22 protein-coding genes and 1 riboswitch are annotated in these 26428 nt (G+C 44.5%); of the genes, 2 read left to right on the forward strand and 20 right to left on the reverse strand.

Going from position 1 to position 26428, the window contains the following annotated elements:
* Window positions 1-89 precede the first annotated feature (89 nt).
* On the reverse strand, window positions 90-965 hold the full coding sequence (locus tag NLX67_RS18455; protein ID WP_254312885.1) for an SDR family oxidoreductase: 876 nt from the start codon (window positions 963-965) through the stop codon (window positions 90-92).
* 95 nt (window positions 966-1060) lie between these two features.
* On the opposite strand from NLX67_RS18455, the gene NLX67_RS18460 reads away from it, so the two are divergent.
* Entirely contained in the window at window positions 1061-1447 is a 387-nt protein-coding gene (locus NLX67_RS18460; protein ID WP_254312886.1) for a VOC family protein, read from the forward strand.
* A 71-nt stretch (window positions 1448-1518) separates the two neighbouring features.
* Here the strand turns inward: NLX67_RS18460 and NLX67_RS18465 are convergent, their stop codons facing one another.
* The 13 genes from NLX67_RS18465 to NLX67_RS18525 all read right to left on the reverse strand — a co-directional run bounded on the left by NLX67_RS18465 (window position 1519) and on the right by NLX67_RS18525 (window position 15056).
* Window positions 1519-2079, reverse strand: coding sequence for a TVP38/TMEM64 family protein (locus tag NLX67_RS18465; RefSeq protein ID WP_254312887.1), 561 nt, complete (start codon window positions 2077-2079; stop codon window positions 1519-1521).
* Window positions 2080-2242: 163 nt separating this feature from the next.
* Window positions 2243-3079 carry an STAS domain-containing protein gene (locus tag NLX67_RS18470; RefSeq protein ID WP_254312888.1) on the reverse strand — a complete coding sequence of 279 codons (837 nt, stop codon included), beginning with the start codon at window positions 3077-3079 and terminating at the stop codon, window positions 2243-2245.
* Between the two features lie 262 nt (window positions 3080-3341).
* Window positions 3342-4070: a ZIP family metal transporter gene (locus NLX67_RS18475; RefSeq protein WP_254312889.1), complete on the reverse strand. Its 729-nt coding sequence runs from the start codon at window positions 4068-4070 to the stop codon at window positions 3342-3344.
* A gap of 131 nt (window positions 4071-4201) precedes the next feature.
* Window positions 4202-5638 carry an S-layer homology domain-containing protein gene (locus NLX67_RS18480; protein WP_254312890.1) on the reverse strand — a complete coding sequence of 479 codons (1437 nt, stop codon included), beginning with the start codon at window positions 5636-5638 and terminating at the stop codon, window positions 4202-4204.
* A 128-nt stretch (window positions 5639-5766) separates the two neighbouring features.
* Window positions 5767-7332 carry an MDR family MFS transporter gene (locus NLX67_RS18485; RefSeq protein ID WP_254312891.1) on the reverse strand — a complete coding sequence of 522 codons (1566 nt, stop codon included), beginning with the start codon at window positions 7330-7332 and terminating at the stop codon, window positions 5767-5769.
* Between the two features lie 4 nt (window positions 7333-7336).
* Window positions 7337-7750 (reverse strand): MarR family winged helix-turn-helix transcriptional regulator, encoded by a 414-nt coding sequence (locus NLX67_RS18490; protein ID WP_254312892.1) that lies wholly within the window; start codon window positions 7748-7750, stop codon window positions 7337-7339.
* 146 nt (window positions 7751-7896) lie between these two features.
* A complete protein-coding gene (locus NLX67_RS18495) occupies window positions 7897-8625 on the reverse strand; it encodes a glycerophosphodiester phosphodiesterase (protein ID WP_254312893.1) in 729 nt (242 codons plus the stop codon).
* A gap of 46 nt (window positions 8626-8671) precedes the next feature.
* Window positions 8672-9427: a glycerophosphodiester phosphodiesterase gene (locus NLX67_RS18500; protein WP_254312894.1), complete on the reverse strand. Its 756-nt coding sequence runs from the start codon at window positions 9425-9427 to the stop codon at window positions 8672-8674.
* 75 nt (window positions 9428-9502) lie between these two features.
* Entirely contained in the window at window positions 9503-10843 is a 1341-nt protein-coding gene (locus tag NLX67_RS18505) for an ABC transporter substrate-binding protein (protein ID WP_254312895.1), read from the reverse strand.
* Between the two features lie 30 nt (window positions 10844-10873).
* Window positions 10874-11692 carry a carbohydrate ABC transporter permease gene (locus NLX67_RS18510; protein ID WP_156154080.1) on the reverse strand — a complete coding sequence of 273 codons (819 nt, stop codon included), beginning with the start codon at window positions 11690-11692 and terminating at the stop codon, window positions 10874-10876.
* The gene (locus NLX67_RS18515; protein ID WP_254312896.1) at window positions 11689-12627 is read right to left on the reverse strand and encodes a carbohydrate ABC transporter permease; all 939 of its coding nucleotides are present in this window, start codon (window positions 12625-12627) and stop codon (window positions 11689-11691) included. Before NLX67_RS18515 ends, NLX67_RS18510 begins: the two co-directional genes overlap by 4 nt.
* The gene (locus NLX67_RS18520; RefSeq protein ID WP_046180859.1) at window positions 12624-13736 is read right to left on the reverse strand and encodes an ABC transporter ATP-binding protein; all 1113 of its coding nucleotides are present in this window, start codon (window positions 13734-13736) and stop codon (window positions 12624-12626) included. The genes NLX67_RS18515 and NLX67_RS18520 overlap by 4 nt, the downstream gene beginning before the upstream one ends.
* Window positions 13737-14660: 924 nt before the next feature.
* Window positions 14661-15056 (reverse strand): hypothetical protein, encoded by a 396-nt coding sequence (locus NLX67_RS18525; protein ID WP_254312897.1) that lies wholly within the window; start codon window positions 15054-15056, stop codon window positions 14661-14663.
* Between the two features lie 207 nt (window positions 15057-15263).
* Here NLX67_RS18525 and NLX67_RS18530 point away from each other — a divergent pair, with 207 nt between their 5' ends.
* Window positions 15264-17438 carry a bifunctional diguanylate cyclase/phosphodiesterase gene (locus NLX67_RS18530; RefSeq protein ID WP_254312898.1) on the forward strand — a complete coding sequence of 725 codons (2175 nt, stop codon included), beginning with the start codon at window positions 15264-15266 and terminating at the stop codon, window positions 17436-17438.
* A gap of 248 nt (window positions 17439-17686) precedes the next feature.
* On the opposite strand, the gene trpB is transcribed toward NLX67_RS18530, so the two are convergent.
* The 6 genes from trpB to fbp all read right to left on the reverse strand — a co-directional run bounded on the left by trpB (window position 17687) and on the right by fbp (window position 26109).
* Window positions 17687-18838 carry a tryptophan synthase subunit beta gene (gene trpB, locus NLX67_RS18535; RefSeq protein ID WP_254312899.1) on the reverse strand — a complete coding sequence of 384 codons (1152 nt, stop codon included), beginning with the start codon at window positions 18836-18838 and terminating at the stop codon, window positions 17687-17689.
* 233 nt (window positions 18839-19071) lie between these two features.
* Complete coding sequence (locus NLX67_RS18540; protein ID WP_254312900.1) at window positions 19072-21162, reverse strand: sensor domain-containing protein; 2091 nt, start codon at window positions 21160-21162, stop codon at window positions 19072-19074.
* Between the two features lie 256 nt (window positions 21163-21418).
* Window positions 21419-21505, reverse strand: a riboswitch (cyclic di-GMP riboswitch).
* Between the two features lie 258 nt (window positions 21506-21763).
* Window positions 21764-22645, reverse strand: a complete 882-nt coding sequence (locus tag NLX67_RS18545; protein ID WP_254312901.1) for an MBL fold metallo-hydrolase — start codon at window positions 22643-22645, stop codon at window positions 21764-21766.
* Between the two features lie 370 nt (window positions 22646-23015).
* Window positions 23016-23207, reverse strand: a complete 192-nt coding sequence (locus NLX67_RS23305) for a DnaB-like helicase C-terminal domain-containing protein (protein WP_375143415.1) — start codon at window positions 23205-23207, stop codon at window positions 23016-23018.
* A 248-nt stretch (window positions 23208-23455) separates the two neighbouring features.
* Complete coding sequence (locus NLX67_RS18550; protein WP_254312902.1) at window positions 23456-23989, reverse strand: mismatch-specific DNA-glycosylase; 534 nt, start codon at window positions 23987-23989, stop codon at window positions 23456-23458.
* A gap of 185 nt (window positions 23990-24174) precedes the next feature.
* Complete coding sequence (gene fbp / locus NLX67_RS18555) at window positions 24175-26109, reverse strand: fructose-1,6-bisphosphatase (protein WP_254312903.1); 1935 nt, start codon at window positions 26107-26109, stop codon at window positions 24175-24177.
* Between the last annotated feature and the right edge of the window lie 319 nt (window positions 26110-26428).

The raw sequence follows: 26428 nt of genomic DNA on the forward strand, positions 1-26428 counted from the left end.
TTAGAATAAAGGGTAATGCAAAAAATTACAATACAAATGGTAACATTTCTAACATAAAACCCCTGCTGTCTCAAGCAGGGGTTTGCAGATTATGAAGTGATAAAGTCGCCGCCGTTTACATGAATCGTCTGGCCGGTTACATACGATGAATCGTTTGAAGCTAAATACACAAATGCCGGCGCGTTTTCAGACGGCTGGCCGCGGCGTCCCATCGGCGTATCGGCACCGTGCTGTGCCACCTTTTGCTCATCAAATGTGGCCGGAATAAGCGGTGTCCAGATCGGACCTGGCGCGACCGCGTTGACACGAATGCCTTTGTCCGCCAAATTTGCTGCGAGTGAACGGGTAAACGACGTAATTGCACCTTTCGTTGAAGAATAATCTATCAGCTCCGGTGCGCCGCGGTATGCTGTGACAGATGATGTGTTCACAATCGCGTCCCCTTTTTTCAAATGCGGAAGAGCCGCCTGTGTTAAATAAAACATAGAGAAAATGTTCGTTTGGAAGGTTTCCTGCAGCTGCTCCGGTGAAATCGATAAAAAGTCTTTGGTCGGGAACTGTTTGCCGGCGTTGTTGACGAGAACGTTTAAGCCGCCAAATTCCGAAACCACTTTTTCCACGAGCTGTTTACAGTTTTCTACATCGCTTATGTCTGTCGCAACACTTAATGCTTTCACGCCGTACGACTCGATAATTTGAACCGTTTTTTCGGCATCGCCGTCTTCATTTAAATAGGCGATGGCCACGTTCGCCCCTTCTTTTGCAAAGGCAACCGCTGTTGCCCGGCCGATCCCCGAATCACCGCCTGTTACAAGTGCCACTTTGCCGGCTAACTTGCCCGATCCTTGATATTCCTGATCGTCATAAATCGGTTCCGGTGTCATTTCCGATTCAATTCCCGGCTGCTGATTTTGTGTTTGTGGCGGTGTCTGTTCGTCTATTCGTTCAAATTTGTCTTTCGTCATCCTATCCAACTCCATCCATTTTTAGTGTACAAGGAAAATATTCCCCGCTAAAAAAAAGCTAAACATGGTACAATGAAGAAAAAGGAATGACGCTAATGATTCAATATGAACAGCTTCATCACGTTGGCCTGAATGTGACCGACATTGACAGGTCAAAAGAATTTTATGGGGATATTTTAGGACTGACGGAACTAGCCCGTCCGCCATTTGACTTTGAAGGTGCCTGGTATGCCGTTGGAAACCAGCAAATTCACTTGCTCGTTTTGCCGGAATCACAAACCATTCGCCGGGATCCATCGCTATCAAGCCGGGAAGGTCATGTGGCGCTCCGCGTAAAAAGCTATCAGGATACGCTGAAGTGGCTGAAAAAACATAATGTGAACGTGCTGGAAAAACCAACAAGCGCCAGCGGATTTGCCCAGCTGTTTGTGGCAGATCCGGATGGGAATTTAATTGAACTGCATGTAGAGCGGTCTTCTTGATCGCTTTTTTTATAATTATTTTATTTTGAATTTTGCACACAGTGTAATAATAACTGAATAAGGCCAGTTTACTATCCTCTGCTGGATTCTGGCTGTCGTTTTTTGTTCCGGCGTTCGATTAGCGCGTACAAAATAAGCAGCACTGTTAAAAACATCATCGATGCATACCAGGGCATTTTTTGAATGACTTCTCCAAAAGCTGTGTATAAGAGAGCCGGCGTGATCACGCCAAGCACAGAGAACTGCATATATTCTCGGAATGATTTGGTCATATCGATCAAGTAAACCGACAGCAAATGAAAATGAACAAACGGCATCACGCGAAGAATCATCACCTGGCCGACCGTCATTTTCCGTTCCCCTGCCACTTTCCGCTTTATTCTCAACATCCGATCCCGCACCGACGGAAACCAATGGACCAGTTTATAAAAAACCGCTCCCATTAGTGACAAGCCGATAATGGAATAAATCGTTCCTTGCACGAATCCGAATAAGTACCCGCCGGCGATGCAGACCACAACGACCGGCAACAATAAAAACGGCCGCACGATATGCAGCACAATAAAGAAGACGGGCCCAAACCAGCCTGCCTGTTGGATAACCCCTTCGATCCAGCGCTCTGCTTCCATCATAACGGCCCCCACCTCTCTCTATAGTGTAGCAGTTTTTGTTTGAAAGGCGCCGATGGATTGAATATAAAAATGAGGAAAACCATTACTATGCCTTTTTGAACGAACGCATTCGTTCATTCAAAAATAAAAAAGTATATAATAAATCGTCATTGCCATTGAAATATTATTTTATGTTCTCTATCGCTTGCTTCACATTTGCATAGGTCATAATCGACGAAAAATCGATTCCCCCACTAATCGCTTTTGTAGCTAAATCAGGGCGAATGCCTGTAAAAAAAACATTTATTCCTAACAAACGAAGAACATCATATACTCTAAATAAATTATGTGCAACGTCTGTATCAATCGTCACGATGCCAGAAAAATCAAGAATAAGAAACTCAACCTTTAACCGGGGGATACCTGGCAAAACATTATTCAAAATATGTTCAACTCTGTATGAATCAACGGTCCCAATCAATGGCAGAATCGCAATTCCATCTTGAATGGGCACAATGGGAGCCGATAATTCATTAATCGCTCTTTGTTTTTCATTAATTTCTCTTTCTCTTTTATCAAGAAGACTATCTGTTTGTCGTTCAAAGGCAAGTATGGTTTCTGTAACGCTGACGTCGAGCATATGGTTGACCGTTTTATTTAGCGTGACCGTATCCTCTGTAGAAAGTCCATGTTCTATAGAGATTTTCGTGATTTGTTCTATAAAGCCTAATCTAATAGCAGGATAGCGTCCTATCATGCTTGAAATTCTTCCCTTTAGCGCTGCCTGGCGCTCTCCATTTTTTTTGCTCATTTCGATAAACCCATGCGGCACTTTATTCTCATTTAATGTAATAGACTCAGCCAGCAACTCTATAAACTCCGTGTAAACACCGTTATAATACGTTAGCTCTTCTTTAGGGAGTTCAATCTCAAGTCTTTTCAGAATATCATCAACGATTTTAATAGCTAATAATTCGGAATTATCAGTAAGATATTTCGCAACAGTTGAAATTGCGGTCATTATTCTTCACGTCCTTATCTATATATTGCTTAATTATATCCTTAAATTCAGAAATTGGATATGTTTGTTGGACAACATTTATATGCTGTAGCAAATCCGTTGATTTGTTGTAGTAAAGGGTTCTTCTAAGTAGTTCTTTGTATAAAAAATAGGGATAAATCGTTTATAAAGATTTATCCCTAAAGATATAATGCACGATACCATATTCTAAGATAGTGTATTCCTTCTAGGAATAATGTTTACTTATACCCCCTCTTTTTAGTTAAAGTTCATTTAATAAAAGAGAAACGAACAAGCCAAGAGCAGCCATGAAGCCGACGACCGGGCCGCCTTCTTGAAATGCTTCCGGCATCATCGTCGATCCGACCATCGCGATAATTCCGCCGCCCGCAAAAGCAGCGATCGCAGCCATGACGGCCTCACTCGCACTGCCGAGGAAAACGTAGCCGCCCCATGCACTTAATGCCGAGGTGACAAGCACCGTCAGCCATAAAAGAAAAATCTTTTTTTTGGAATAACCGCTCTTCAAGAGACCAGTTGTACCCGAAAGCCCTTCCGGCACATTGCTGATAAAAATCGCGATCACAAGCAATAAACTAACGCCTTTCCCGGCTAATAAACTGGCACCGATCATAATCGATTCCGGAATCGCATCCATAACAGTCCCGATGAAAATGGCCAGGCCTGATCCTTGATCCGAGGCCTGGACATGCGACCGTTTTCGCTTTTTCGCCCCTTTTTGCGCGATCACAATGTCTAATAGCGTAAATACGAGCGCGCCTGCTAAAAAGCCGGCACCGGTCGCTAAAAACCCGCCATTTTCCGCTGATTCACTGAGCAGTTCAAATGACGCCGCCCCGATCAGGACGCCGGTTCCAAACGCCATAATATACCCGATCAGGCGCTTTTGAATCGGCACAAACAGGGCAGTCAGTGCGCCAATTAAAACGGCTGATCCTGACACACCACCCCACATCAATGCATGCCACATGTGCAATCCCCCTTTTCTGTCCTCTTTATCCTTCCCTTGTTTTTCATATTAAAAACGTGTTTTAATTTGAATTTTGCACATTGTTATAGAGGTAAAAAAAGAGCCTGCCAAAAATGGCAGAACTCGTTTTTTTACTGTTGAAGCGCCCGGTTTAATAGAGCCGCAAATTCTTGCCGTATTACCGGCTGGTCCGGCCTGAACGTATTGTTCGTGTATCCCTTTGAAATGTTCGCCGCCACAACCTGTTTAATCGCCTCGTACGCTTTCATTTTATCGTGAACGTCAATAAAGGAAATCGGTGCCGTTTTTGTTAAATCAAACGCATTGGCCAGGATGATCGCCATTTGCGCCCGTGTTACCGGACGATTTTCATAAAAATGACCGTCCGTGTATCCGCTCATAATGCCATGTTTTTCAATCGCTACGGTTACATCCATCCCGTCATAAGGCAATTCGAGTGCCCGAAGCATCATAATAGCCGCTTGTCTGCGCGTAACATTTTCATCAGGACGAAACGAATTGTCATCAAAACCGTTTATAATGCCCTGGCTGGTCAATGCCATAATATCGTTATAAAACCCATATCCCGCCGGTACATCTGAAAAAGACAATGCTGGCTTGTCCGTTTTTTCAATATACGCCGAAGAAATAAAGCCTGATTCCCCGGAGGCTGTTTTCACCGGATACCAGACAAATTGCCGGGTGCTGGCAGAGTTTTGGTCATATTGAAACGAGCCTGTTACCGTGAGGACGGTATTTTCGGGAATAGAAGTAATAATATCCGTGCTTGTTCCCCCTGGGACTTTGCGTAATTTCGGGATGTCTTTCAGGCTGCCTTTAGTGATGACCCGGTCGCCGGCCTTCAACTGATACACGGTTTTGTGTGTTTTTTCCGTCAGTGAATACCTCATTTTGTTAAAAACAATATTTTCGTCTGAATCCGGGCTATATTGAAAGTCTTCTGCTTGAAATGGAAATGCTGTCAGATTTGTATCTTTTAAATAGCTTTCCGCTTCGATTTTGGCAAAAACCTGTTCCTGGTAAGCGCCCGTATTCACTTGTCCTGTCTCTTTTTTAATCGGACTGTTTACTGGTTTTAACCCGTTATACGCCATCACCGGGAAATACCAGTTTTCAATGACGTCACCATCCGCCCCCGCAATTTTCGGCACGTTCCGGTCGTACATCTTATCTAAAACCTTGACGCCCGATTCAATATTGTAAATAAGATCCGTTTTCAATAGATTTGGGTCAAATTGTGATTGATTGGTCAGCTGCATAAGGCCAATCCCGCCGTCCGCCGATACAATCGCATTCCCATTTTGATCGAAATGCTTCCAATCACCATTTTCTTGCGTGATGACCGCTTTGACTACTTCTGGCGGGATTTCCTGTTCAAGTGCTTCTTCCGTCACCAAGCAATTTACATGCTGATAAGACGGATTCACACCCGGCTGTACATCCCCGTAAGCCGAACATGCCGATGAAGCAGCTGACGCTTGTCCACTAAACGACAAACCTGCTGCAAGCACCGACAGAAGCCCGACGGTTTGAACTGATTTTTTCATTTCTTCATTCCTCTCTTTTTTCTTTACTTTACCATATTAGGAGATAAAATACTAAGCAATGCTTTTTAGTTTCATAGAAATAAGAACAGGAAAAAGCGGCCCGCCCTAATGAGCGAACCGCTTTTTTCTTATTCACCTGTTTCTTTATTCGATGTGCGAAGCGGAATTTCCCGCAAGAAAAACACTAAAATAAACGCGATCAGAAGGAGTGCATCTCCTGACAAAAAGACCGTCGTCAGCGCATCACTTAGTGAATCCCGGAGTGTCTCAATCATGCCGGCCACGACTGGCTGAATATCAGCCGGCAGCTCTTGCTGAAGCTGTTCAAGTCTTGGCTGATCCAAAAGCATTTCCGGATTTTGAAACGCCGAGAGTTTTTGAGCCGCAGCCGGATCGATCGTCGACGCATCGATGCTGCCGGCCGCCTGCTCCATATTGTGTTTTAAGCTTGTCTGCATAATCGTTCCCATGACCGCGATACCGATTGTGCCGCCAAGGTTCCGGAACAATTGCGAGGATGCCGTCGCGACACCAAGCTCTTTTGGGCTGACCGCATTTTGAACGGTCAAGGAAAAGATCGGCATACCGAGACCGAGTCCAAGACCAAACACGACCATTGCTACAACAGCTACCGGGATGCTGTCCATATACGCCATAATTAAAAGTCCGGCAACCATAAATGGCAATCCTAACAGCGCAAATCGTTTATATTTGCCCGTTGCGGAAATTTTCCGGCCGGTAATGGCACTCACAATGACCATCGTAATGGACATCGGCATCGTCACATACCCGGAATACGTCGGCGAAATGCCTTCCACACCCTGCACGAAAAATGGCAGGTAAATGAGTGCGCCCATCATGCCGGCATTCATAATAAAGCCGATCGTATTGGAAATCACGACAATGTCATTTTTAAAAAGCGAAAGCGGCAGTACCGGGCTGGACGCTTTTTTCTCCGCCACAATAAACAAACCAAGAAATAGAGCGGAGGCAATAAACAAGCCGATAATTTGCACAGAACCCCACTCATACTCGGTTCCTCCCCATGAAAAGCCGAGCAGAAGCGCAATAATCATCAAGCTTAAAAACAGGGAGCCAAGATAATCAATTTTCTCATCTGTTTTCCGCTCCGTTTTTGGAAAAAGCGCAATGATCATGACGAGGGCAACGATCCCAATTGGAAGGAAAATCCAAAATAGCCAGTGCCAGTCCATATGATCGACAAGCCAGCCGCCGAGCGTTGGGCCGAGCACACTTGAAAAACCGAACACGGCCATCATCAGGCCGGTCCATTTGCCTCGCTCACGCGGTGAAAACAAATCCCCTACCGCCGTAAACGCGCTCGACATAATAATACCGGCCCCCACACCTTGAATACCGCGGTACGTAATCAATTGAAAAATATCATTCGACAAGCCGCTCAGGAAAGCCCCGATCATAAAAATGACAACACCCGCTAACAAAAACGGCTTCCGCCCATACATATCGGATAACTTTCCTACGAGAACGGTCGCAATCGTTGACGTGAGCATGTAAATCGTAATGACCCACGAATAGTGATCCATCCCGCCGAGTATCGCGATAATACGCGGCATGGCCGTACTGACAATCGTTTGATTAATCGCCGCAAAAAACATGGCCATCATAACAGCGGCCATAACGGTTACTTTTCGTTTTTGTGATAATTCTTCCATTCTATCATTCCCCGCTTATCATTTTTTCCAAAAGTTTGACAGACTGCTCGGCTTCTTCCGGTGTTAATTTCGTTAAATATGTTTCAATTTTCCGGTTTTGTTTCTCACGCGCGCGCTGCAATACCCCTCTTCCGTCTTCCGTCACTTCTGCCCATACAGCACGCCGGTCTGCATCGTCCCGCGTTCGGTTCACAAATCCTGACTTCTCCAAACGATCGATCATGACTGTGATCGCACTTGGCTTCACATCGAGCCGTTCCGCCAGCTGCGTCAGCTTGCACTTCCCTTTTTCTTCAATAAAATGAAGCATGTACAGCTGCGGGCCCGTTACCGGCTCTTCCAGCTCTAAATGGGAAGAAGCAATTCCGCGCTTCAGCACTTGAAACGCCAGTTGAAATCGTTCTGGTAATGAATTCACCTCATCTATTCCTTTCATTATTTAATAGTTAAACAATATAAAAATTTAATGTATTTAAATATTAGCCCCATTAAATATATTTGTCAATTTTATTTTCAACGCAAAAAAAGCGGGCCTGCATCTAAAGCCAGACCGCTTTCCTTTATTCAACGAATCAATTTTTTTGTAAAAGAAGTGTGATTGGTAAAATAACCGTTGACGCCAAGCTTCTCAACCCGCTTCTGTTCCGCCTTTTCCTTTTTTGGCTCATTGAAAAAAACATGAACGTCTTTTCCAAGGCTTTGAAGAATCGTGACGCTTTGCTGCGTTGCATCGGTCGATTCAATTCCAATGTTGTCATAAAGCGGCAAGGAGGCCTGCACGATGTTTTCTTTTCCTTTGCCAAATAACCGTGTCAGCGGCACACTGGGTGCCAGCTTTTTCACTTGACGAAGGCTTTTTTGAGAAAATGACTGAATGGTGACCTTTTTTTGCTCAATCAGGCTGTATTCGTTCAACAAATCGATCAGCGGCCGCTCCATTACAGCTTCCCCGTCAACAAGCCGCGTCTCAATATAATAATGCTCGGTTCCCCCGAATGTATCAAAAAGATCGCGCAGCCGGGGAATCATCTCTTCACGTCCGCCGTTACCGACTGTCGGATAGGCAGACAGTTCATCGAATGTGAATGCCGCTACCGATCCGCTTCCGTCCGTCGTCCGGTCAATGGTTTCGTCATGCATGACGACAAGTACCCCGTCCGATGTCATCCGCAAATCGATTTCAAGCGCGTCGACGCCCTCACTCGAGGCAATCTTATACGCAGTGAGTGTACTCTCATTAAATTGATCACTGGCTCCGCGGTGAGCAAAAAGCTTTGGCGGTTCATTATTCACCGGATTTTGGCAACCAGCCAGGAAAACAAGACAGAGCAGAAGCGCCTTAAACAGCAGCTGTTTGTTCATCTCTAATCGTTAATGCCCGTTCCGGAAAATCTGTAATGACTGCCTCTACGCCCGCTTTCACAAGTTTCGTGATTTCACCAGGATCGTTGACTGTCCAAATCCGCAGCTGGCCCGCCCATTCGTGAAAATACGTTTCGTTTGAAAAAAACGCGTCTTTTGACAAATGCAAAGACTCAAAACCGAATGTTTTCATATAATCATCCGGCCGGGACACAGGCTCGTTTAGCAGCCAGGCGGTCTGTGCGGATCCATCCCGTTCCTTCAACCGAATAAGCGTAGGCAAATGAAAAGATGAATACACAATTTTGCGGCCGCCTCCATATTTCTTTACGGTTTCTAGCACGCGTTCTTCAATGCCTTCATACGGCACAGCATACGTTTTCAGTTCAATATTCAGCTCCAGGTCATAAGGGGCTATTAAATCGAGTACGTTTTGCAAAGTCGGAACACGCTCGAAGTTCCACGCTTCTTCATATTCTTGAAGACCTGAAAACCGGATGCCGGTGCTATACTTGTTTATTTCTTCGAGTGACGCCTCGTAAATGAACCCTTCTGCATTTGTCGTCCGGTCCAATGTTTCATCGTGAATGACGACCAATTCACCATCTTTCGTCATATGTATGTCGATTTCAAGCCCGTCAACGCCCAGCTCGATCGCCCGCTTAAAACCAAGCAGCGTATTTTCCGGAAGCGTGCCTTTACAGCCGCGATGTCCGTATATACTCGTTTTCATTGAGTCTTCATTCCTTTCTCCTTCTATTAGATAAAAAGAGGAGAATAAAGCCGGAGCTTTATTCTCTTCTTTTTCTTACTTTCCGCGGGCTGCATTTGCCTGCTTAATCGCCGCATTAACCTGCTCAACCGCTGTATTAAATGCCTCGTCCACATCGCCGCCGTTATAAACGGTTTCTAGCGCTGTTTCGATGATTTTCCGTTCTTCCGGAATCATATCCATGATGGCACCTTGCGTTTCATAAGAGGGCTTTGTTGCCTGCAGCTGTTCAATCGCCGTTTTCAGCTGTGGCATTTTTGCGTGGGCATCCTTCACCACTTGTTCGTCATACGCTGCCGGATTGATCGCAAAGTAGCCCGTGCCGACATGCCATTTCGCCTGCGCTTCCGGTGTTTGTACATATTTCATGAAATCCCATGCTGCCTGCTGTTCTTCTTCCGACTTGCCGCTTGACATCCAAAGGCTTGCCCCGCCGATGACCACGCCTTGGCGTTCTTCCGCTTCCGGATGTGGGATGAATGCGACGCCTACTTCAAATGGAGCGTTGTCAATAACATCACGCGATGAAGCCGACGACTGCAGGAACATTGCTGCATCGCCTGCTAAAAAGCCTGCGATCATGTTGTCGCCGTTCGTACCATAGTTTGCAAACGTGCCGGCGTCCATCATCCGTTTCACCCATTCAAACGTCGACTTTCCTTTTTCATTATCAAATGCCACTTCTGTCGGCGTATCAGACCGGCCATTGTCATTGTTCATCAGCAAGCCGCCTTGGTTGGCCAGGAGCTCCTCGTAAAGCCAGCCGTATGCCTGAAGCGCAAATCCTTTCATTTCTGGGTTGGATTCAGTAATGGCTTTTGCCGCTGCTTCTACTTCTTCGTATGTTTCAGGCGGTGCTTCAGGATCTAAGCCGGCCGCTTTAAATGCGTCCTTATTGTAGTACATAACCGGTGTGGACGAGTTGAAGGGCATGGAATAAAACTGATCATCAATTTTGTAGTAGTTACTAATGTTTTCTTCCAAAATACTCATGTCATACTTTTCTTCATCAATAAATTTTTGAATCGGTTCAATATTGCCGCTGTTGATCATCGACATCGAGCCAATTTCCTGTACTTGAATAACCGTCGGTGCCTGATCCGTTCCCGCTACACTATGGAACTTTGGAAGTGATTCCTCGTATGTACCCTGAAATTCTGCGTTTACCTGCACGTCATCCTGCGAGGCATTATAATCCGCCACCGTTTCATTAAGCGCTTCTTGCGCCTGGCCGCCCATTGCATGCCAAAATGTCACGATCGTTTTGCCATCTTCGGTCTTCGGTGCTGTGCCGCTTTCCGCTTCTGTACCATTGGAACTGCATCCTGCCGCAAACAAAGAAAGACCCAGTATTCCATACGCAAGCTGTTTCTTCATGTCCATACACGCTCTTTTCCATTTAATTTTTTATTTTAAAGCCCCTTCTGTTAATCCTTTTTGCAATTTCTTTTGCCCTAAAAATAACAGAATTAAGGTCGGGAGCACGACGATGATGCCGCCAGCCATAATAACACCCCATTCATTCAGCTGCTCCTGTGACTGCAGCTGCTTTAGCCCGATTTGCACGGTGCGGACCGAATCATCCGTTGTGGCAAGAAGCGGCCACAAATACATGTTCCACGCACTTAAAAAGCCATACACTCCAAGCGTGACCAGGCTCGTTTTGGCGACTGGCAGCACAACGGTCAAATAAAATTTCAAGTCGCCCATTCCTGCAATTTCGCTTGCTTCTTTCAGTTCTTTTGGAATTTGCTTAAAGGTTTGCCGCAATAAAAACGTACCGAATGCCATTGCAAAAAACGGCAGCGACAACCCTGTATACGTATTTAGAAGATTCATATCCCGAATCGTCTGGAAATTTGGAATGATCGACGCCTCAAACGGAATCATCATCGTGGCAATAAACAAGAAAAAAAGCGCATCCCGTCCTTTAAATTCCAAAAACACAAACGCATACGCTGCCAGGCTCGACAGGAGAAGCTGGCCGGCCATAATCAACAGCGACACAATCAAGCTGTTTGTTAAATAGCTTAATAATGGAAATCGCTCAAACGCCTGCCGGTAATGATCCAGTGTCAGCGAATCAGGAATAATCGTCCCCGTTAAAATTTGCTCGCTTGGCATAAAGCTCATCACCAGCGCCATAATAGCCGGCGCGAAAATGAAAAATGCCGATACACTTAGGAGCAAATACAGCACCACTTTTTTATACAACGGCATGATCATTGATAATGGACCTTCCTTTCTCCCAGCTTAAATTGCAGAAGTGTCAGCCCTAAAATGATGGCAAACAGGATCACCGCCTGCGCACTCGCTGTGCCGTACTGGTAATTGACGAACGCATCCCGGTAAATGGAATAGACGATAACATTTGTTTCATTTTGCGGGCCGCCTCTTGTCAGCATATCCACCTGGCCAAATGTTTGAAAGGCGTTAATAAGCGTGACCGTTACGACGAAAAACAGCGTCGGCGACAGCATGGGCACAGTAATGCGGCGCAGCTTGTAAAAATAGCCTGCTCCGTCAATGTCCGCACTTTCATACAAATACGAGTCGATCGACTGAAGACCGCCGAGCAAAATTAAAAACGTAAAGCCGATGTTCATCCAAATGGTCGAGAGGGAGACCGACAGAAGTGCCCATTTTGGATCCGTCAGCCAGCCGATCGCTTCCATGCCGAAAATGGATAAAAACTGATTCAGCCAGCCCATCGTCGGGTGGAACAAAAACATCCAAAATACCGAGGCCGCCGCAACAGAAATGCCCATCGTCGATGAGAAAATTGTCCGAAATACCCCAATGCCCCGCAGCTTTTCATTGGCGATGACCGCCAGAAACAAGCTGATGACAATGGTCCCCGGCACTGTGTACAGCACGAATAAAAACGTTGTCTTCAAACTGTTTAAAAAAAGCGGCGCTGAAAAGATTTGGATGAAATTATCCATCCCGACAAAAACGGTCGGCGCCCCGCTTGCGTTTGTGAGGAAAAAGCTTAAATAGACCGTCCTGATCATCGGATAAAATAAAAAGATGGAGAAAAACACGATCGACGGCAGCAAAAACAGCATACCTTTTAGAACATTTTTAGTTCGCCGCTTTCTTTTCTCCTTTTCTATTAAATCCGCTGCATCTGATTGAACCGAAACGGCTGCCCCGTTCATATAGCCACTCCTTCTTTTTGTTTCTGTGAAGAAGCTGCTTTCATCAACTCCCCTGTTTCCGCATCAAAAAAGGAGATATTTTTCACAGATAGTCCAACAGGCACACGGTCCCCCACATGGACAATTTGCTGGCCGAGCCACTTGGCCGTCCAAAACTCCCGTCCGACTTCAAACGTCACCATTGTTTCATTGCCAAGATGTTCGACACTGATCACGTCGAGCACATGTGTTTTTTCATCTGACGTTACCTGGGAAAGATGTTCTGCTCGAATGCCCGCGATCATTTTTCGGTTTTTGGGCAAATCAACCACATCCGCGGCTTCAACAGGGATCGACAGGCTGTCTTCAACCACCAACTGCTGGCCTTTCACGACAGCACGGCCCATGTTCATCTTTGGCGACCCGATAAATGACGCAACAAAGACGTTAGCCGGCTCATTGTACAGCGCAATCGGCTCCCCGACCTGCTGCACCTTCCCGTCATTTAATACCATAATCCGGTCGCCCATTGTCATCGCCTCAACCTGATCATGTGTCACGTACACCATTGTCAAACCCAGCTTTTTTTGCAGCCGGCGGATTTCCATGCGCATGTGCGCCCGAAGTTTCGCATCCAAGTTCGACAGCGGCTCGTCCATCAGGCAAAGCGGCGCTTCACTGACTACCGACCGTGCAAGAGCAACACGCTGACGCTGACCTCCTGACAACTGCCTTGGCTTTCGTTTCAATAGCTCCGTCAGTCCCATCATCTCCGCTGTTTCGTGAAGCCGCTTTTTCTGTTCTTTTTTGTCCATCTTTTTCGCGTTCAAGCCAAACAAAATGTTTTGTTCCACTGTCAGATGCGGGTAAAGGGCGTAATTTTGAAAGACCATTGATAAATGGCGGTCTTTTGGCGGCAAGTGATTGACGACCTGCCCGTTCATATGTAATGTGCCGCTGGTAATCTCTTCTAATCCGGCAATCATGCGAAGCAGCGTGCTTTTACCGGAACCGGATGGACCAACCAGGACGAAAAATTCACCTTTTTCAATGGAAACATCAATTTCATTCAGTACACTTCGCTGCTTATCGTACGACTTTGACACATTCAAAAGCTCAATATGGCTCATTCCAATTTCCTCCTTTGCACAAGCATCATTTAAACACGAAACAGTCGTAAAAAATCATTTTTTACAAAATTAACAGAAAACTTTAACGTTTTGTTTATAAAATATTACAACCCGTAAAGAACAACAAAAGATTCACTTAATTTACTTATAAAGGAATTTATACGAATATTTAGTCCCGAAAAATGATATTCGCATCGTGAATAAGCACCTAATTATTCCATGTTTTTTTTACAAGCAGCTATACACTTCTTAACATCCTATTAATAAAATTGCCGTCCATTTCACGCAAAAAAACCAGCTGCATCCACAGCTGGTTTGAGACTGTCAACATTCGTTTTTTAAAAATTTCCATTGTCGAAAAAAGGCAGATATCTTTCAGAGAAGCAGGCTCGTTTTTTACCTGGAGCCGATAGGTGAAACCTCCCGGACTTCGCTTTCCGCGGGCAGTGCGGGAGCTTCCTTGGCTACGCCTGTGGGATCTCCCGACTCACTATACTTCTCGCAGGAGTCTTCATCCGTGCGGCTTCACCAACTGTTTTAGAAAAGCAGCGAGAAGAAGCAAGTCCTGATAGGCTGTATGTATGAACAAACGCCAGAAACAATGACGGCATACTCTTGCGCCATTGTCGCTGTTGAAAAAGATGGATCTGCCAGACATTGCTGTTTCGTTTAAAAGCACAAGCGGCGGGGGCGCGGCGAAGACTCCTATGGGACTGGCAGGGCAGCTGAGATCGGATCTGCCGCAAAGCGGCGGAGACGAGCTCAGCGCCTGCTCCATGGAAAGCGAAGCCGCGCCCCCGCCGCCTTATCGGCTCCCGTCAAAACAGCTCTCATGTGAAGAAACAAAAGGAAATTCATTAAAGATTTTATTTGTCTACAGTCTGAAACCAGCTGCATCCACAGCTGGTTTTCCTATTTGCTATTTTAAAGGAAACGGCCAAATGCCGATTTTAAATATGCATCAAATGCTTTTTCTTCCCCGAGCTGCCAATATAAGCTGTCCGGATACGCCGCCTTATCCGCATAAATATTGTCGACAATGTCCGGCTCCTCATCGGTCGTTTTTCCGCACGTCACTTGAATAAATGGCTCTGTTTCATCAAAGACAACATCAAAGCGGAGAAACCGGTCTTCAATCCGGAGCGCAGCGGCATTTTCTGCCGCTTCAAAGACAACATCCAGACCAACTGACGCATACTTTTCCAATTCGTTGTCGAATACCTCTAATTTTCCATAAAAATTCAAAAATAAATCCGTTAAAAATAATTCATCTTTAAAACGATCATCGAATAGTGTAAATAATTGATCTTTAAATGCCATAGAATCTGCCTCCTTATTATTCGAATATTCATATTTTAAAGTATAGAACACTTTTCCTAGGAAGAAAACGATTGTTTGTCAAACATGACGAAAATGTACAGTTATTTTTGTTGAAACTGATATACATCTTCATTGATTTCTGATGCCTCATTCGACAAATTTTTAGTAGGATAAAATTAACCGTTTACAAAAAAAGGAGCAGGTGTCATGAAAAATATTTTTGGGTCTTCGTCACTGCTCGATGTTTATCAATCTTTGTTTGAACAAGATGACGAAATTTCATTCGCGATGGATATAAAAGGGAAAATTCAGCTTATGAATAAAGCAGCCGCACAGATTTTAGGCTACACATCAGCTGAATTTTTTCATATGGATTATAAAGAAGTCATTCCAAAAGAACATATAGCGGCTGTGCAGGCCCATTTTCGCCATGTATTTAAAGGAAACAAATCGTCGTTCCGGATGACCTTTCGAAATAAAGAAGGGGATATCATCCATTTATCGGTCAATGCTGTGCCTATTTACAGCGAAGGCCGCATCCACGGGGCAATCGGAATCGGGCGGGTGCGGACGGAGGAACAATATACGAGCGAGCTGTTAAACGGTCAGAATGCCATCTTGCAGATGATTGCCAAAGGAGCGCCCTTTCGTGATGTTCTTCGCCAAATTGTCGAGACAATGGAGCACATTTCTCCGGGACATCCGTGCTCGATTTTGCTACTTGACGATGAAAAGAAACATCTTTTTCACGGTGCTGCTCCCCATTTGCCTGACGAGTATATTTCATTTATAAACGGTTTAGCCATCGGAGAGAATCAGGGCTCGTGCGGAACCGCAGCTTTTTTGAAAAAACCGGTGATCGTGACGGACATCGAAAATGACCCGCGCTGCGTGCAACATAAAGACATCGCATTAAAGTACGATTTGAAAGCATGCTGGTCCACCCCGATTTTTGACGATGACCAGCAAGTCATCGGAACGTTCGCGATGTATTACGATCGCATTGCGGCACCGACAAAAGCTGACAAACAGATAATTCAGGAAGCAACGGATTTAACGAGCATCGCCATTCAGCATTATAAAGCAAAAGAACAAATTCAAAAACTGGCGTATCACGACCATTTAACCGGCCTGCCAAACCGCCGGCATTTCCGCCAGACGCTCGAAAACGCGATCGCTCTTTACCCGGATCACACACACGCTCTTTTCTTTCTTGATTTGGACCGCTTTAAATTTGTAAATGATTCCTTCGGCCATAAGACGGGAGATGAACTGCTCACGATGATCGTCGACCGGATTCAATCGTGTCTCGGCGAACATACGCTTTTTTCCCGTGAAGGCGGCGATGAATTTACGATTTGGGTTGGACAGACGAGCAGCAAAGCGGCTGCTGAAATAGCAGAATCCATCCTCGCCACTTTCCGTGAGCCTTTTTCATTGCATGAAAATGACTTGTTTATGACCGCAAGCATTGGCATCAGCTTATACCCGCAGGACGGCCTGCAAGAACAAGAACTGTTTCGAAAAGCAGACATTGCCATGTACGAGGCGAAAAAGCATGGACGGAATACCTTTCAGTTTTACACGAATTTGCTGGACCGCCAGTCACTGAAAAAGCTGAAAATGGAAAGCGAGCTCCGGTCAGCCATTGCACGAAACGAATTAACACTTGTCTATCAGCCGATTCAACATTTATGCACGGGACAGGTTCATGGGGCAGAAGCGCTGATTCGCTGGAACAGCCGTCTCTTCGGTTTCGTATCCCCCATCGAATTTATTCCTCTTGCAGAAGAAACAGATCTTATTATCCCGATCGGTGAATGGGTGATTCAGACGGCCTGCCAGCAATTTAAAACGTGGCAGGAGCAAGGGCTGATCCTTACATTTATGTCAGTCAATTTATCCATTTCCCAGTTTTATCAGCCAAACCTCGCTGGAACGATTGAGACGATTTTAAAAGAAACGGGCGTTGAGCCTTCTCAACTAACATGTGAAATAACCGAAAGCATGACAATGGATACCGACAATGCCGCAGCTGTTTTGCGGCGATTAAAAGACATTGGCGTGTTTATCTCGATCGACGACTTTGGCACCGGCTACAGCTCGCTCAGCTATTTGCAAAAACTGCCGCTTGATACATTAAAAATAGACCAGTCATTTGTTCGTGACATTGCAGTGAATGAAAGTTCCGAAAAAATTGCCACCACGATCATTTTAATGGCTCATCACCTCGGTCTCCACGTTGTCGCAGAAGGCGTTGAAACGGAGGAACAGCTCGCCATTTTAAAAGAATACCAATGTGATGCCGCTCAAGGGTATTTACTCGGAAGACCGGTGCCGCCTGATGAATTTTTTGACCAAACAACCCATATCAGCTCTTGATAAGATGAAAGTACAAAGCAGCCTGCTGAATTAGCTGGCTGCTTCTTCCTTCCCTATTCGTTACAGATTTAGTCACTTTCCGAAGCGCAAGCCGGGCACACCTTCACCTTTAATGATAAATGGGCAGCAAATGCCTCTTCCTAGCGTTCCCGTAAATATACGCCCCAGCCTGCACATTCTGTTACCTTTGCTTTTTTATGCTGTAGCTGTGCAATCAGATTCACTATTTTCCTTCTGCACACAAAAAATCAGGGCTGCTCCATCTCAAACACCTGTTGCACGTCTTTATCGCCGCGCCCGGACAAATTGACAATGACGACCTGGTCTTTTTCCATGTCCGGCGCCATCTTCATCACGAGCGCCACCGCGTGCGCACTTTCTAGGGCCGGAATAATGCCTTCAATACGGGACAGCTCCTTAAACGCTTGGAGCACTTCCTCATTTGTGATGGTGTAATACTCGGCACGGCCGCTTTCTTTCAAGTAGCTATGCTCAGGCCCGATCCCTGGATAATCAAGACCCGCCGCAATGGAATACGTCGGCTGCGGATTTCCTTGTGCGTCGAGCAATACGTAACATTTAAAGCCGTGAAGCACAGCAGGCACGCCTTTTGTGAGCGATGCCGCTTCAGACGGCTCAGCGCCGATCAGCCGCACGGACGGTTCATCAATATAATGGGCAAACGACCCGATCGCATTACTCCCGCCGCCGACACATGCCATCACCGCATCCGGCAGGCGCCCTTCCTTCTCTAAAATCTGCCGCTTCGATTCTTCGCTGATGATCGAGTGAAAGTGCTTCACCATCGTCGGATATGGATGCGGGCCGACAGCCGAACCAAGTAAATAAAACGTATTTTTATAATTCGCGACATAATCATTGAGTGCCGCATCTACTGCATCCTTCAGACGGCCCTGTCCGTCCTCTACACCGATTACCCTCGCGCCCAATAGCTCCATCCGGAACACATTTAACTGTTGGCGGCGCATATCTTCCGCTCCCATGTAAATGATGCACTCCATCCCGAACATCGCACACGCTGTTGCCGTCGCCACCCCGTGCTGGCCCGCACCTGTTTCCGCAATGATCCGGTGCGCATTCATCCGCTTTGCCAGCAAAATCTGCCCGAGCGCATTATTAATTTTGTGCGATCCTGTATGATTCAAGTCTTCCCGTTTCAAGTAAATCTTGGCCCCGCCTAATCTTTCTGTCAGCCGTTCGGCGTATGTAAGTGGATTTTCCCGGCCAATGTATTCTTTTAAAAAATAACGAAACTCCTCGTTAAATTCCGGCTCATCTTTGTACTTTTCAAACTGCTCACCCAAATAATCCAATGCTTCCTTTAGCTCAGGAGGAACAAAACTCCCGCCAAACTGGCCAAAAAACCCTGCCTCTGTCATCTCTTACACATCCAGTCTTTGATTTTTCTGACAACATAAGTTCACTATACCGAATCGCTTTTTTAATCGTCAAATTCAAAGGAATATATTCATTTTAATGAGTGTTCCCGCTTCCCCAAAAAGAACAGTTGAAACAGTGCGAGAAAAAATATTGGGTATATTCCATGAGTGGAATTTCCTTTCTACGGTTTGCAAGGTTCTATAAAAAAAGACCCCGTCTAAGGGATCATTTTCTAGAAGGTAAATGGTGATTGGCTGAGCCATTTTACATATTCCTCATTCGGAACCGGCTTGCTGATAAAGAATCCTTGAGCAATCTGGCAGCCCAGCTCTTTTAAGATCAGCAAATGCTCCTTTTCTTCCACGCCTTCCGCCACCACCGAGAGCCCAACTGCATTAGCCAGCTGGATAATAGACCGCACGATCATTTGGTCTTTCCCGCTCGTCGGCAGCTCTCGGATAAAAGAACGGTCAATTTTCAAAATGTCCACCGGCAGCACTTTTAAATGGGACAAGGATGAAAAACCAGTGCCAAAATCATCAATCGAGACGCGGACGCCCATTTTTTTCAAGATCGATATCGTTTCAATTGCCACGTCCACATTTTGCACAAGCCCGTTTTCCGTAATTTCTACTTCTAACTGATTCGTCTGAATGCCGGATTCCGCAATCGTCTGTAAAATCGTGCTGACAAGGTCTTTCCGGTATAAATGGTGAGGTGAAATATTGACCGAAACGTGGCTTGGCAGATTTTGCTCCGTCCACTCCCGGCTCTGCCGGCATGCTTCTTTTAACACCCACTTCGTTATTTCATATATTTGCCCGTTTTGTTCAGCGAGCGGAATAAACTGATCCGGACTGATCATTCCTTTTTCAGGATGATTCCACCGAATCAAGGCTTCTGCACCGATGACACGCTCCGTATGCAAATCGATTTTAGGCTGATAAAACAATTGAAATTCATTCCGCTCGATCGCGTGCTGCAAATCCATTTCGAATTCTAAAATCGTATCGGAGCAGCTGCCGATCGACTCATCGAAAAATTGATACATGTTTTTGCCTTCGCTCTTCACATGATCAAGCGCCTGGCCGCTCCTTTTCACAAGCAGCTCTTCCACTTCGCCATTTTGTGGATAAAGCGCAATGCCGATGCTTGCAGTTACTATCAATTCATGGCTGTTTACTTTCCACGGCCGCCGAAACGCTTCCACGATCTTTTCAGCGACCTCTCCGGCTTCTTCAAGTACGGGCAAAGGATGAAGAATGATATAAAAATCATTTCCATCGAGGCGGTATAACGTTCCATGCACCGGAAGACACGAACGGATCCGCGCAGTCATGCTTTTCAGCACCACATCTCCCGCTTCCATGCCGAGCGCTTCATTTACATATTTAAACCGGTCCCCATTCAAGTGAAGCAGGGCGAAGCCCGATTGATTCTCTTTTGCTTCCCCTAAAACAGTCTTTATATCCCTGCTGAAAAGGTGGCGGTTAGCCGCTCCCGTCGTTTGGTCATAAAACGCCAGCCTTTCCAGTTTTTCTTCATCTTTTTTTCGATCCGTAATATTGGTGGCAATCCCGTAAATGCCGACAATTTCATCGTCCACCACAATCGGTGAATTGACGATATGTAAATTTTTCCGCTGTCCCGATCGATCGACAATGTCGGCTTCGTATTCCTGTGTCTTTCCTTTTAAGGCTTTATTGAAATGCACCGTCACCCGCTCCCGGTCCTCAGGGACGACTGAAAAAACAAAAGACGTTTGAAGCATATGTTGTACAGGATACCCGGTTAACTGCTCGAATGCTTTATTGCCGCTTGTAAACTTCCCTTCCAGATCAAACGTATACACAGCGTGCGGATTGTAATCAAACAGCGACTTATACCGCTGCTCACTTTCTTTCAGCCGCTTTTTCGTCTGGAGATTCTCCGGCGCTTCCCGGAATATAGACACAAACGCCATTATTTCCTGACGTTCGTTCCGGACAGGCGTAAACGCAACAGATACGTCGATCAGCTGACCATCTTTCCGGCTGCGTTTCGTCTGCTTCAGCGGAATCATTTTTCCGCTGAGCAGCTGCTCGACATCCAGAACAAATTCCTCCTGCAGCGATTCCGGAATAAAATCCAAATCATCCAGAAACCGTCCCGTCAATTCGGCTTCTTTCCAGCCGAACAGGTCAGTAAATCCTCGATTCGCCTGGATCACTTTTCCTTCAATATCCATAAATAAAATCACATCTGCTTCATTACGTGGAAGAGGATCGAGTAATGCTCCTTGTTTTTTTCGGTAACCAGTTCTCCTTTTTTTCTTCCTGTTCATGTTACCACCTCCAGCAGTAGAAAAATTATTTTTATCTCCTTTTGCTCGTCACCGTTCAAACTTGAATGGCCGGGCAAAACATCGTTCTACTCTCAACCTGTTTCTATTTCTTTTTCCTTATCCGGATTAAGCTATAATGGTTTTACCAATACATATTACCCATAAAAAATAGGAAAAACCCACCAAAAAGAATGGCGGGCGACATTAAAAAGAGAGTGTCCAAAAATCTCTCTTTTTCTCCAATAATCCAATCCTTTTCGGCAGCCCGGCGATCATAGCTTTTTCAAACGTTAGACCCGAGGCTTTGCGTCCTTATCTTTCAATAAGTTTGCTCTTATCGTAGTTTTCATGGTTGATATTGCACGAATGACAAAATAGTTCCTATTACCTAATTATATCCACTTTGTAGTAAAACAGCAAGAAATTCTTCGAAAAAGCTCGTAAAATGTCGACAAATGCCTAAAAAAGTACTGGAAGTCGAATATGGATAAAGGATAAATCTCATTAAAAAAAGGAAGACAGCAAGCAGCCGTTTTCCTTTTTTATCTTATATATGTTCCTGCTTTTTTAAAACTATCACAACTTGTCTTCTCTATCTTAGTTATTCCTCATCATTTTCGGCCAAATACACCATACGCTCTCCAGGCACCATCATTTTGAAACATTGCCCCGGGTAATTTCGATATACATAATCGACAAAATACGCTGGGTTATCGGCATTAAAATGGAAGAGATCGTAATGAATTGGGATGACTAAATCAACTTGAAGCAGATGCGCCAAATCAGCGGCTTCCCGGAATCCCATGTTTCCGACAATCCCTTTATCAAGCCGCATGAAGTCCCCTCCATTAATCGGCATAAAGGCAGCATCAATCGAAAACGTCCGCAGCGTTTCAATCAACTCCCGGTGCAAAATGGTATCTCCTGCATGGTAAAACGTTACACCGTTTGACTGTACCACATACCCGAGATACGCATGATCCCCGTTTTCATCGACCAAATACTCTTCGTGTTTGCAGGCAATAGGCATAATGTCCATTCCTGCTTCATTGAGCGGCACCCCCGCCCTTGCCGGAATAATCCGCTTTTCGGCGATGCCTAACTCACGCAAGATCGAAACAGCAGGCGCGGGACAAATAAACCGGACATCCGGTGAAGCGCTGTCAATTCCCTTCACCGAAACCGGATCGAGATGATCCAAATGATCATGCGTAATGAATACATAGCCCGCATTCGCCACCTGCACCGGTTCAAGCGGCGGTTCAAACTGTCTCGGCCAGCTTCCGGGAAGACCCGCCAATCCGCTCGTATTCACGTAATCGGACAAATACGGGTCAAAATAACAAATGACCTCATCCGTTTTTACAGCTACACCTGCTTGTCCAAGATGCCAAACAACGATTCCATCCTGCGGGACACATGTTTTATCCATCTGGCGAATAAGGCTTTTTCCGGAACGATGTACTCTTTTTGTTTTATTCATCGATTTTTGCTCCTTTAAAATTGTCAAATACCATTAGTAATGCCACCTAAATGATAACGCTTTCTAGAATGTAAGTATGTAAAAAACTATTCTTTTTATCTTGTTACTTCATATTTAACGTTAATTATTTGCTTTGTCAATGTTGCTGAAGCAGCGAGCGACACTCATTCACAGCTTGAGAGAGCAGAAAATGACGAAATGGGTTTAGGTGAAAATAACTACATTCACTATGGCGATTAGAAAATGGGCAAAAAAAATTCAATTGCAAATCAGCCTTTTTCGAGCAAAGCCATATTGTCTTTCATAAAGCCAATAAAAAAGAATACCTGAACGCCGGTATTCTTGCTATTTCTTCACATCCACCACGCCGTCAAGCGCTGGAAACGACTCGCATTCCGCAATCATCTCCCGCATCGTCACTGCCCGTCCGCTGCGCTCCACTACATAATCCAGGCTGTTTGTTCTCGCGTGTTTTCACTGCCCTAGAGAGCTGAGCCAGGCAGATCACGGGGCAGAAGAAATCTTTCGCCATCGCTTTTAAGCTGCGCGAGACCGCCGCAATTTGTGCGGCGGCGTAATCAGCCCCAAATAGTCGATAAACACAACCGGGCGTGCATCTGGATGGCCGATCAACAGCCGCCTGATGGACGAGCGTATATCGGACACCGTTACAGAAGGCTGATCCGCCACATACATGCCGAGATCAATAACTTTCTTAACTATAAATAAAGGCTATGAAAGTACGGTCATTTATGTGAACTTCAACCGGAAGCTTGAACAACATTTAAGGAAGCACCTTGAAGAAGCCAGCTATTCTGTTTGGCCCTCTTTTCTTGCCAGAGAGGAAACAAGTGGCAAAAGCTGCTTGTAAATGCCGACTATTTCCTCCATTTTCATCCTTACGAGACCACTGGAAGAAGGTGCCACGAAGTCCAGCGTGCCCGGAACGACAGAGGCAGATTGGGGACCCCATGGAATCTGTTTCCTGCCGCTGTATTCCTGATAAACCCCTTTGCCGACAAAACAAACAATTTTAGGACGATAACGTTCTATCTTTTTTTGTAATAGAATCCTTCCTTCTTGATATTCTTCCTTTGTGATTTCGTCAGCCGTTTTTGTTGGCCTCGCGACAATATTTGTTAAGCCATACCCTAAGTCTATTAACTCGCTGTCCTCGGTTGCCATAAACTTTCTCGGGGTTAATCCGGCTTCAAAAAGAATTTTCCAAAAACGATTATTCGGATTAGCAAAATGATGCCCCGTTTCCCCAGAGCGGACACTGGGATTAAAACCGACGAAAAGAATATCAAGATTTTCTGTTAAATGATCCTTGATTGGTTTCACTCTTCGGACCTCCTCTCTTATCATCGACTCATTTACTTCCCTATACTGTTCCCCACTTTTCGCTGTCGTAAAAAAAAAGAAACACTAAGCTTTAACGTTATGATGGATTTAGGAACTAAGCTGCTTGTTTTAAATTCATGTTTGCTGTTCTTCTTTTAAACGCAATGAAGGTGTCATAACTGATATCACTTCATATAACGATATTCCCTCAGATTATTCAAAATGGAGATTTCCTGTAATAATTCCTCACCATTATTCGTTTCTCTCACTTTTTTTCTCTCTAGTTCTTCATCTACCAATCTTTTTACTGATAAAACATCCGTTCCGTTATATAAAACCTCTTCTTTTGAATTAAAATGTTTATGGGCGACTAGCTGCATCCCGTAGGAATTGTATAGTAACGTGTATCCAGCTATACCTGTTGTGGATTGATACACTTTGGAAAAACCGCCATCGATGACAATCATCTTCCCATTTGCCTTAATCGGATTTTCTCCATCAATTTCTTTAACGGGTGTATGGCCATTGATAATACGGCCTTGATCAGGATTAAGATCAAATTCGGTTAGGATTTTACGGCAAATTTCCTCATCTTCACGTAAAGAGTAGTATGGATTCTTTCTCTCTCTATGGGTTTCCTTATCCTTAATAAAGTATCTCTCAAAGGTTGTCATTTCTCTTTTCCCAAAGAGTGATGAATATTCTCCTGTCCATAAATACCAGACCATATCGGTCGCAACGTCATCCGTTTCTTCCGGATGTGCAAAGGCATACCGCAGATAATGTTCGAAAATATCAAGCAAATCACGGCCTGCATAATTTTTATTTTCAATCACCATTTTTTCCATATTTCCTTTTTCATCTAAAGGAATGCAGCCATGTATTAATAAGTTCCCATTATATTTCAAATAAAGACTGCCTTTTTTCATCAGAAAATTCATATGTCTGGCTAGTTTTTCTGAATGCTGAACAGAAAATAACAGTTTATCCATCACTTGTTTTTCTTCCTCTAATAATTGATCAGGCTGCTCTGGATTAATCGTGGCAAAACACGTATTTTCCAGCGGATACGTTTTCCCCTGAATCGTTACTTCGTTTTTGTCATAATCAATTTTTTCAAGCAAAAGCCTCTCCGACATATCAAAGCACGGGCGTCTTTTGATGATCGGGCTTTCAAGCTTGAACTGAATGATGGAAATGGCTTGATGAATTTTGGTAATTTGCAAATTTTCCTGCTCAGATAGGTTTTCATCTGACTGTCTCTTTGACCGAAAAGCTGGATTGTCGTCATAGTACTTTTCCGCGAGGTTCAGAAGCGGTCTTAGATTGATTCCATAAACATCTTCAATAATATCTAAGTTATTGTAGCGGGCACAGATACGAATAATATTAGCAAGACAAACCTTTGAACCGGCAAAAGCACCTAACCATAGGACATCATGATTTCCCCACTGAATATCAACGGAATGATAATTAATGAGAGTATCCATAATTTTATGAGGATCAGGTCCACGGTCATAAATATCCCCAACAACATGAAGATGGTCCACAACCAATCTTTGAGTGGTATAAGCAAGACCAATAATCAGCTTATCAGCTTGGCCAAGTGAAATAATTTGCTGGACCATTTTTGTATAATAATCTTTCTTATTTTTGAATTCATCTGTTTTATATAATAACTCTTCTACAATGTAAACAAACTGTTTAGGCAATGCTTTCCGTAATTTCGAGCGTGTATATTTGGAGGAGGCATAAGAAATAAGCTTCATCATACGCTCCATGATCTCTATGTACCATTGGTGTAATTCTTTTTCATTGCCAAAATGACTTTTAATTAATTGTAATTTTTCTTCAGGATAATAAACCAATGTCGCAAATTCATTTAATTCTTTTTCATATAATTCATCTTTAAACAGGTCTCTGATTTTCACTTTTACATTTCCCGAACCATTTCGCAGTACATGCTGAAAAGCTTGGTACTCTCCATGCAAATCACTCACAAAATGTTCCGTTCCCTTTGGCAGATCAAGAACGGCTTCAAGATTAATAATTTCAGTGGCCACTTTTTCTTCACTGTCATATTTTTGTGCCAATAAATCTAAGTATTTCGAATTTAACATTATGTATCCCCTTTCAAATTTAGTCATTCATGTTGCATCTAATATATGTAGTACTTCTATTATAAAAGAAAAATCAACTAGAAGTTATAAGAATAATTAATATTTTTATTGTTTGCCATAGAGAGTTACTATTTCATGTACAGTAATGAACCCCAAGAATCCAGACAATTAAGCCCCTTTTAAAGTTATACTTTCTCTAAATTCGCGAAGAAATTGATAATTCAACCAGAAGAGTTCAGCATTTGAATTACCCCCAGTTACTCTCTACGTTCGTTGAACATGGGGGATTCCTAAGTAAAGAAACCTATCGGTTTCTAAT

Source organism: Domibacillus sp. A3M-37, assembly GCF_024213455.1.
GTDB lineage: Bacteria > Bacillota > Bacilli > Bacillales > Domibacillaceae > Domibacillus > Domibacillus tundrae.